The organism is Acinetobacter sp. USHLN143 (assembly GCF_037145695.1).
GTDB lineage: Bacteria > Pseudomonadota > Gammaproteobacteria > Pseudomonadales > Moraxellaceae > Acinetobacter > Acinetobacter fasciculus.
On record NZ_JBBCWZ010000091.1, the window covers coordinates 1 to 8,510 of the forward strand.

The 8,510-nt window shown below is 37.3% G+C and carries 9 protein-coding genes; 6 read left to right on the forward strand and 3 right to left on the reverse strand.

What is annotated here, in order from left to right:
* Positions 1-136: 136 nt before the first annotated feature.
* Both WFH18_RS15555 and WFH18_RS15560 read left to right on the forward strand, forming a co-directional pair.
* Positions 137-493: a type II toxin-antitoxin system RelE/ParE family toxin gene (locus WFH18_RS15555; RefSeq protein ID WP_159373188.1), complete on the forward strand. Its 357-nt coding sequence runs from the start codon at positions 137-139 to the stop codon at positions 491-493.
* Positions 486-788 (forward strand): helix-turn-helix domain-containing protein, encoded by a 303-nt coding sequence (locus WFH18_RS15560; RefSeq protein ID WP_001140620.1) that lies wholly within the window; start codon positions 486-488, stop codon positions 786-788. The genes WFH18_RS15555 and WFH18_RS15560 overlap by 8 nt, the downstream gene beginning before the upstream one ends.
* Before the next feature lie 83 nt (positions 789-871).
* Here WFH18_RS15560 and WFH18_RS15565 read toward each other — a convergent pair whose 3' ends face one another.
* A complete protein-coding gene (locus tag WFH18_RS15565; protein ID WP_159373187.1) occupies positions 872-1,369 on the reverse strand; it encodes a Dps family protein in 498 nt (165 codons plus the stop codon).
* Positions 1,370-1,635: 266 nt separating this feature from the next.
* Here WFH18_RS15565 and WFH18_RS15570 point away from each other — a divergent pair, with 266 nt between their 5' ends.
* Positions 1,636-3,156: a catalase gene (locus tag WFH18_RS15570; protein ID WP_159373186.1), complete on the forward strand. Its 1,521-nt coding sequence runs from the start codon at positions 1,636-1,638 to the stop codon at positions 3,154-3,156.
* A gap of 230 nt (positions 3,157-3,386) precedes the next feature.
* Here the strand turns inward: WFH18_RS15570 and WFH18_RS15575 are convergent, their stop codons facing one another.
* Entirely contained in the window at positions 3,387-3,653 is a 267-nt protein-coding gene (locus WFH18_RS15575; protein WP_159373185.1) for a mobilization protein, read from the reverse strand.
* A gap of 218 nt (positions 3,654-3,871) precedes the next feature.
* Here WFH18_RS15575 and mobQ point away from each other — a divergent pair, with 218 nt between their 5' ends.
* The 3 genes from mobQ to WFH18_RS15590 all read left to right on the forward strand — a co-directional run bounded on the left by mobQ (position 3,872) and on the right by WFH18_RS15590 (position 7,461).
* Positions 3,872-5,524 carry a MobQ family relaxase gene (gene mobQ, locus WFH18_RS15580; protein WP_159373189.1) on the forward strand — a complete coding sequence of 551 codons (1,653 nt, stop codon included), beginning with the start codon at positions 3,872-3,874 and terminating at the stop codon, positions 5,522-5,524.
* Between the two features lie 711 nt (positions 5,525-6,235).
* Positions 6,236-7,177, forward strand: coding sequence for a replication initiation protein (locus WFH18_RS15585; RefSeq protein WP_020846814.1), 942 nt, complete (start codon positions 6,236-6,238; stop codon positions 7,175-7,177).
* Positions 7,174-7,461 (forward strand): hypothetical protein, encoded by a 288-nt coding sequence (locus WFH18_RS15590; RefSeq protein WP_004870774.1) that lies wholly within the window; start codon positions 7,174-7,176, stop codon positions 7,459-7,461. Before WFH18_RS15585 ends, WFH18_RS15590 begins: the two co-directional genes overlap by 4 nt.
* Positions 7,462-7,646: 185 nt before the next feature.
* Here the strand turns inward: WFH18_RS15590 and WFH18_RS15595 are convergent, their stop codons facing one another.
* Positions 7,647-7,850 carry a hypothetical protein gene (locus tag WFH18_RS15595; RefSeq protein ID WP_057979931.1) on the reverse strand — a complete coding sequence of 68 codons (204 nt, stop codon included), beginning with the start codon at positions 7,848-7,850 and terminating at the stop codon, positions 7,647-7,649.
* Positions 7,851-8,510: the final 660 nt, after the last annotated feature.

Consider the following 8,510-nt stretch of genomic DNA (forward strand, 5'->3'; position numbering starts at 1 on the left):
AGCAGCACCTACCAAAGATCGCACAATAAAAAACCCCGGCAGGATACCGGGGTTTTTTATTGCCTCTCATTTCTCATTTGCAAAACAAACATAATGGCCCTAAAATATAGACTATAATCTATATTTTGGTTGTAGTATGTGGACAGTCATTACGACAGATCTATTTAATCAGTGGTTTGAACAGCAAGATGAATCGACACAAGAGAAGGTCCTGGCTGCCCTGGTTGTTCTACAGCAGCAGGGACCGAATTTAGGCCGTCCTTTAGTAGATGCTGTGTATGAATCTAAATTTACCAATATGAAAGAATTGCGCGTTCAACATCGCGGTAGACCACTAAGAGCTTTCTTCGCATTTGATCCCTTACGACAGGCTATTGTTCTATGTATTGCTGATAAAGGCGGTAAAAAGCGTTTTTATAAAGACATGCTAGATATTGCAGATGAACAATACCGACTTCATCTCACCACCCTAGGAGATAAATCTAATGGCTAAGACTCTACAAGAATTGTTAGCTAGCCGCTCTCCAGAGAGCCAAGCCCGTATTCAAAAAATGGCAGATGAATTACTGCTAGAAAATCAGCTTCATCTTATTCGTGAAGAACTCGAAATTTCTCAAAAAGAGCTTGCTGAAACTTTGGGAATAAAACAGCCATCGCTTTCGGCAATAGAAAATCGTGGTAATGATCTGAAAATTTCAACCATGAAAAAGTATGTTGAAGCAATGGGTGGGAAGCTCCGTATTGATGTAGAGCTTCCAACCGGAAAACATATAGGTTTCAATGTTTAACATTAAAAATGGGAGCTTAAGTCTCCCATTTTTGATTGAGATAAAAGTAAATTTTCTCAGAATCAGCAATATTTCATTATATTTTATTCTAAAAGGCTTCTTAACATCCATGCAGTTTTTTCATGAATATCAAGTCGTTGAGTTAGAACATCTGCCGTAGGCTGATCATTCGCTGCATCTACAACATCAAATAAACTTCTTGCAGTTCGCGCAACAGCTTCATGTGCATTAACAAGTAACTGAATCATTTCATTCGCTTGGGGTACACCTTCCACTTCCTGAATTGAAGCTAATTCTACAAATTGCTTGTAAGTACCCGGAGCTGGGAAACCTAAGGCACGAATACGCTCTGCAATCACATCGAGTGCATTCCACTGCTCGGTATATTGATCCATAAACATATTATGTAAGCTGTTAAACTGTGGGCCAGTGACGTTCCAGTGAAAATTATGAGTCATCAAATAGAGTGTGTAACTGTCAGCGAGTAATCGCGATAATCCTTTGACAATCTTGGCGCGATCACCTTGTGAAATACCAATATCAATAACTGCTAATTTCGCTTGTTTTTTTACGCTGCCCATAATTAAACTCCTGATGAGGAAAATACAACAGGATGAACATATCATTGTTATGTTCATAATTTAAAGAGAAATATAATTATTTAATTTTATCTATTTAGATGACTATAATTATTTTTTCTTTGTATATATCATTATATATTTATATATAATGATTGGTTTTTATTACAGTCTAAATTAGCTTTAATCTTTCTATAATCCCATCATAAATCTGCTTTACAATAAGCCAGCTAAGATGTTTCCTCTTACACCAAGAAAGGATAGATACCATGAGCCAAGATATTAAAAAGTGTCCAGTCACGCATCTGACCACTGATGCAGGGGCACCTGTTGTAGATAATCAGAACAGTATGACAGCAGGACCACGGGGTCCTTTACTCGCACAAGATTTATGGCTAAATGAAAAACTGGCAAACTTTGTTCGTGAAGTCATTCCTGAGCGTCGTATGCATGCCAAAGGTTCAGGTGCTTTTGGTACATTTACAGTTACGAATGACATCACACCATACAGCCGCGCTAAGATTTTTTCAGAAGTTGGCAAGAAAACCGAAATGTTTGCTCGGTTCTCGACAGTTGCTGGTGAACGTGGTGCGGCTGATGCAGAACGTGATATTCGTGGTTTTGCCCTCAAATTCTACACTGAAGAGGGTAACTGGGACATGGTGGGTAATAATACTCCAGTCTTCTTTTTCCGTGATCCACGTCAATTTCCTGACCTGAACAAAGCTGTTAAACGCGATCCAAAAACCAACATGCGTTCTGCCAACAACAACTGGGATTTCTGGACACTGTTACCTGAAGCATTACACCAAGTAACTGTAGTAATGTCTGATCGTGGTATTCCTGCAAGCTACCGCCATATGCATGGTTTCGGTAGTCATACTTATAGTTTGATTAATGCCAATAACGAACGTTTTTGGGTGAAATTCCATTTCCGTACTCAACAAGGTATTAAAAATCTCACAGATGCAGAAGCAGCAGAGGTCGTTGCAAAAGATCGTGAAAGCAATCAGAACGATCTTTACCATGCGATTGAACGTGGTGAATTCCCTAAATGGACGCTATTCATTCAAGTGATGCCTGAACAAGATGCTGAAAAACTCCCTTATCATCCATTTGACTTAACTAAGGTCTGGTTAAAAGCAGATTATCCACTGATTGAAGTCGGTGAATTTGAACTGAATCGCAATCCAGAAAACTATTTCCAGGATGTGGAACAAGCAGCTTTCTCACCAAGCAACGTTGTTCCTGGCATCAGCTACTCTCCTGACCGTATGCTCCAAGCTCGCCTGTTTAACTATCCAGATGCAGCTCGTTACCGTGTAGGAGTTAACCATTCACAAATTCCAGTTAATGCTGCACGTTGCCCTGTACATTCCAACCGTCGCGATGGTCAAGGCCGTATTGATGGAAACTATGGTAGCTTACCGCATTACGAGCCAAACAGTTTCAGCCAGTGGCAAGAGCAACCAGAATATCGTGAACCACCACTCAAAATCAGTGGTGATGCCGACTTCTGGGATTACCGTCAAGATGATAGCGACTACTTCAGTCAGCCTCGCGCACTATTTAATTTAATGAATGATGAGCAGAAACAGGCTTTATTTGACAATACTGCACGTGCAATGGGCGATGCCTATGACTTTATTAAATATCGTCATATTCGTAACTGTTATGCTTGTGATCCAGCTTATGGTCAAGGTGTTGCTAAATCTTTAGGTCTGACTGTTGCTGATGCACAAAATGCACGAGCAACTGATCCAGCTTTTGGACAACCTGGTTTTCTGTAATAGCGATTTAATTTTTTAAGCGAGAAAAGTAGGAGGATATTTTATCCTCCTACTTTTCTCTTAAACGCATATACACCTTGTTTATCGTAATTAGTAATTTTCCCAAAATTAAAATGTACTGGTGACCATTTAGGAGGCTTTCCTAATAGATCTACATTCCAGTGATGTTCAAAGAATATTAGGTATTAACTCATTAAGTGTTGAATCTTCCACTACTCATCTCTCAAAATTTATAAATTAAAAAGCTTTCGGTCACACTCATCCGTCAAATACTTATCCATCTGAGCAATTAGTTTAGCTCTGGCCTGTTCATCATCTTCAGTGATTTTTAGCATACAGGATCCGATTAAAATCTTACGTCTGGTATCATCCTTCCGCGCCTGTTCTTTCTCTTTGGCACGTTCTCTGGCCAGTGCTGCCTGTCTTTGAGCCTTAAGCTGTTTCAGCTTCTCTTCCTGTGCCTTAATCTTGCTGTCTAAATTTTCAGTAACGCTCATTCATCCAATACCATCATCCTGGGAAACCATGCCTAACATAAGCGCACTTGAATATGCATTCAAGGTGCTATATGTATAGTAATGTTTTCCTCGAAGAGCGCACTTAGCCATTGGATTTCATCCAATGGTGCGACAAGGGGTAAATCCCCTTTGTAATCCCCTGACCAACATATACATGTTGGTAATTTCGATAAATCGAAATAAAGAGCAAAAGCAAAATGGCGATATATCATTTTTCAGTTAAAACGATTAGTAGAGGTAATGGACGATCGGCCGTTGCTTGTGCTGCATATCGTTCAAGTGAAAAATTGGTATGCGATTTTTATGGAAAAGAACAAGACTACACAAGAAAAACTGGTGTCGAATTTACAAAAATCTATGCACCTGAAAATACAAATACTGAGTTACTCAAGCGCCAAACACTTTGGAATGAAGTCGAAAAGGTTGAACGTAGAAAAGATGCATTACTTGCAAGAGAGTTTGAGATTGCATTTCCCAGTGAGTTAAACGCTGAACAGCGTGAAAATATGCTCAATGAACTTTGCCGAAACCTCGTTAAAAAATACGGTGTCATCGTTGATGCTGCTATTCATGCACCTCATACAGACAGTGGAAGTGATGAACGCAACTACCATGCACACATCATGTTCACAACCCGAAGTATTAATGAGCAGGGTGGCTTTTCAGCAAAAAAATATAGGGACTTCAGTCGTGACAATGGCACAGAAACTGTAAGCCACTGGAGAGAATCATTTGCAGAGTTATGCAATCATCACCTGGAACAAAATGGATTTGATGAACGTGTCGATCACAGAAGTTATGAAGACCAGGAAAGTGACCTAGAAGCAACTCAGCACGAAGGTCCTCAAGCGACATACCTCCGGAGACGAGGGATATTTACAGAAATTAGTCTGAAAAATGATGAAATTAAGCTACGTAATTTAAAAATCAAAAAGGTCATCGCACTGGATGAAAACATCAAAGTATCTGAGGATCTTGTTCAAAAAGTACGAAGTGAGCTTCAGTTTCAATACTCTCAAGCTGAGTATTCAGAAAAAACTTCTCAGAAACTTTATGAATTCCAAAATGAAGAATTATCAAAATTAACAACAAAATTAGACACGATGAGTTCTGCAATATCAGAACTACGCAAAAAAGAGCCTTTATTTTTTAAAACAAAATGGATCAATCAAATAAATGACCTGATCGACCAACACAACACCCAACTAGACATCCAAAAGCATATTTCTGGTCTTAGTGAAATAGAAAAAAAAGAGAGATATTCTGATCATTTAAATAAATGGACAGAAGAAAATCAGCTGCTCCAGCCTAAAAAGTCTTTTGCAAAATTTGACAAACCGAACATCACTGTTAAACAACGAAAACTTAATGATCAAATTTCAAATATAGATCATCAAATTTCTGAAATATCACGCAGAGAAACTGAGTATCAAGAGTATGTACGCGATCAAAGACTGGAGATCATAAATAGTTATATATTTGAAGAAGATAACTATGGAAATAAATACTTTAGTCCTCAAAATGGTGAAAAACAAAAGCGACTATATGCAGAAGAAATGGAAGATCTAAAAATCCAAGAATTGCATGCGGCTTTTACAAAAAAAATTGAGACCGAAGCGCAGCAAGAGTTTTCCCAAAAAAGAGCAATACAGCTCGAAAACGACCGAAAAGATCGTGAATCTAGAGAACAGCAGTTACGTAAAGAACGAGAGCAACAAGAACAACGCTATGCACAAGAACGAGAGCAACAAGAACATTTGGCATTTGTAAGACGCCAAGAACAAGAAAAACAGCAGAGAAATGAGCCTAAAAAGCCAGAAAATGACAATAACCATGACTACACGCCTTAGAAATCCCATTTAAGCGCAAAAAAACGGGGGTTTTAGCGACTTTTGATAGAAATACAGTAAAACTATAGTTGATAAAAATAAAATCGCTTAGAACGCAAATGAGAGCCTTTTAGCGAGTATCTACGAGCGACACAACGAAAGTTTGCTTATTCCCCCTCTGAAAAACCGTTTTTTATTGAATTACTGGGGACAGTGATTAGCGAGTGTCTACGAGCGAAGTATTGATGCTTTTGCTCGTCAAAAAGCATGAGCATAGCGAATGCATTATTCATGTTTTGCTTTTTGAATCCTTGATCATATATGCAAAAAACTGCCCCCCACGAAGCGAGTGAAACGAGCTTCAATAGAGTACGAGCTTTAGCGAGTACCAAGGGCAGTTTTAATAACTCACTTTGGAAATAAATTCCCTTTTATTCTTTTAAAAAGCTTTTAAAAGCTTTTAGACCCCCCTATAAACCACGCCTAGCAATGCTTTCAGACTTTAAAAAACTACTTTTACCGGACATTAAACTACAAATGCCGGACAAAATGGACTTAAAAAACTACTTTTACCGGACATAGAAACTACTTTTACCGGACATTAAACTACAAGAAAAAGTTTGTAGTTTTGTTAAAAAACTACAAAAATAGTAGTCAAAAAATAAACGACAATGTATGTTTAAGCTACATAAATACCAATGTAGTTAGTTAGTTTTTTGGGGTTGTAGTTATATGGACGAAAATAAAAAAACATATCCTCTGAGCTGGGTTGTTATGCAAAACAATGTTCAAGAATGCTTTAAGAGTATGAACATTGATGAAAAACGAATGTTAATACTTGCTAGCCCAATTGCTAGAACCACTGATGCAACTGAAAAAGACCGAATTATGATTACGGCAGAAGAGTTTGCTAGAGAATGTGGCATTAAAACGCATTCCGCATATACGCAGTTAGAACTAGCCAGCAAGAATCTACTTAAAAGAAATTTCTCTTATAACAATGAAAGAGGAAAAAAGGTGCTGTCGAATTGGGTGATTGATTGCACTTATGAAGACGGAGGGATAGCTATACGTTTCCCTGAAATCGTTCTACTGATGTTAAAAGAGTTTGATAAATTAAACCCTTATACAAAATATAAAAAAGATATCGTACTAAGTTTGAAAAAAGATTACTCATTCGATCTTTATCATTTAGCTAAAAAGCATCAAGCAATGGGACAATTTGAAATGTCCTTAGAACATATAAAAAATGAGCTGGGTTTGCCCAAATCTTATGACAAACTCTGTAATTTAAAAGACCGAGTAATGAAGCCTTCATTAAATGAGATTACAACTAATACAGATATTGAACTCACTTATGAAAATGTAAAAAAAGGGCGTTCAGTAGTTGGCTTTAAATTTATAGTGAAAGAAAAACCTAAGCCAAAATTAATAGCGCCTCAGCGAGATCAAAGAACTATAGATATGTTCTGCAATTTATCTGATGCTCAAATTAACAAGTACAGCACTATTTTATCTAAACTTTCTGAGCTATCAGACCTCAGTAATTTCCCAGACTACCCGACATTTGCCCTCTGGATTAGTGGCATCTTACGAGATCCGAAAAGTGTAAGAGAGGAAACAACAAAACGGATTTTTAAAGCTCTTCATAGCAAGACGGATTTTAAACCATGAGAACTAAGGCTGAATTAGATGCAATGAGTCATCAAGAACTCAAAGATTATGAGCAAAGTTTACTTGCTCTGTGGACACCAAGAATGGCTATTGAAAGTGACATTGAAAGGTTAAGCACTCATCACAGCGAATTATTAGAGGTTTTTAATCAATTAAAGAATCCGGATGCACCTAAAAATTCACGTTTAAAAGATTCAATCTTGTCTCTGAAATATAAAATCGAATCGCTTGAAGGTAAGTTGAGTGATCTTATTCAAGATAATCGCTTAAATTCTGCAGATTGAATTATTCAGTTTATTTAATCAAAATCGTGGAACATTGATTAAAGACTAGGCGTGGAACGTGAAAAGTCATAAAAAAAGCCCACCTTGGGGAAGATGGGCTATCAACTAGAAACTACAGCATTGATTTCTATAGATAATTATAACGCATTTCGTATAAGGTGTATTATGTTAATTTTAGGAAGTCTTTACAGTTGGCCTTCAAGTAACTGACCTATTTCTAACCTGGTATAGCCACGTTCTTTAAAAATCAAAATAATTGCTTTTTTATAATCTTCAGAAGTAGAAGTCTTATATTTAGTTATCAGTTGATTCTCAGAATTCAGCTCTAGATCATTTTTGATGGTCAATACTTCGCTAGAGATCCTATTAAAGATATTTAGGTTAAACATACAGGCACTCGTCATCCGTTATAGCGGCCCGACTACAACAAACACCTGCCTTAGCTTAGCTAGACACCCTTGGCCGCAAGGATTACAAATTAGACAAGATTCTGCAAGTTTTGCAGAATTGAGAGCCTGAATATTCGACGAAATTATTGTTCACTTAACATAATGGGCGTTATACGAAGTACACTTGTATATTAATATAAATATCAACTACTTAATAAAACAAGAAAAATCCAAGAATGCCCAAAAATCCGATTTTGAAACAAGTCGGCTTTTTTATGAGCGGTTTTGATAGTTCTTGCCAATACATTTGTTTAAAAAGTAATCAATTTTGCGATTTTTTTAAATTTTATCAATGCGTGAATGTTCAAAATTATCCCCATTTCTTGTGGATAAATTTCAGGCACTTTGTACGCTTTGGCTTACTCGAATTCCAGTTCTTTGCTGCTATCCGGACTACGAAAATATTCCTATGATGAAGTCATACAGGAACAGGATGTTCCGGAACATAAAACAACAATGATAAGTTTTAACACGAGGATTGTGAGGTAGAGCAGCACCTACCAAAGATCGCACAATAAAAAACCCCGGCAGGATACCGGGGTTTTTTATTGCCTCTCATTTCTCATTTGCAAAACAAACATAATGGCCCTAAAATATAGA

Excerpts from the sequence above, each read along its gene's own strand:
- WFH18_RS15560 (WP_001140620.1), top strand. The coding sequence starts at position 486 with ATGGCTAAGACTCTACAAGAATTGTTAGCTAGCCGCTCTCCAGAGAGC.
- WFH18_RS15575 (WP_159373185.1), bottom strand. The coding sequence starts at position 3,653 with ATGAGCGTTACTGAAAATTTAGACAGCAAGATTAAGGCACAGGAAGAG.
- WFH18_RS15570 (WP_159373186.1), top strand. The coding sequence starts at position 1,636 with ATGAGCCAAGATATTAAAAAGTGTCCAGTCACGCATCTGACCACTGAT.
- WFH18_RS15585 (WP_020846814.1), top strand. The coding sequence starts at position 6,236 with ATGGACGAAAATAAAAAAACATATCCTCTGAGCTGGGTTGTTATGCAA.
- mobQ (WP_159373189.1), top strand. The coding sequence starts at position 3,872 with ATGGCGATATATCATTTTTCAGTTAAAACGATTAGTAGAGGTAATGGA.
- WFH18_RS15565 (WP_159373187.1), bottom strand. The coding sequence starts at position 1,369 with ATGGGCAGCGTAAAAAAACAAGCGAAATTAGCAGTTATTGATATTGGT.
- WFH18_RS15555 (WP_159373188.1), top strand. The coding sequence starts at position 137 with ATGTGGACAGTCATTACGACAGATCTATTTAATCAGTGGTTTGAACAG.
- WFH18_RS15590 (WP_004870774.1), top strand. The coding sequence starts at position 7,174 with ATGAGAACTAAGGCTGAATTAGATGCAATGAGTCATCAAGAACTCAAA.
- WFH18_RS15595 (WP_057979931.1), bottom strand. The coding sequence starts at position 7,850 with ATGTTTAACCTAAATATCTTTAATAGGATCTCTAGCGAAGTATTGACC.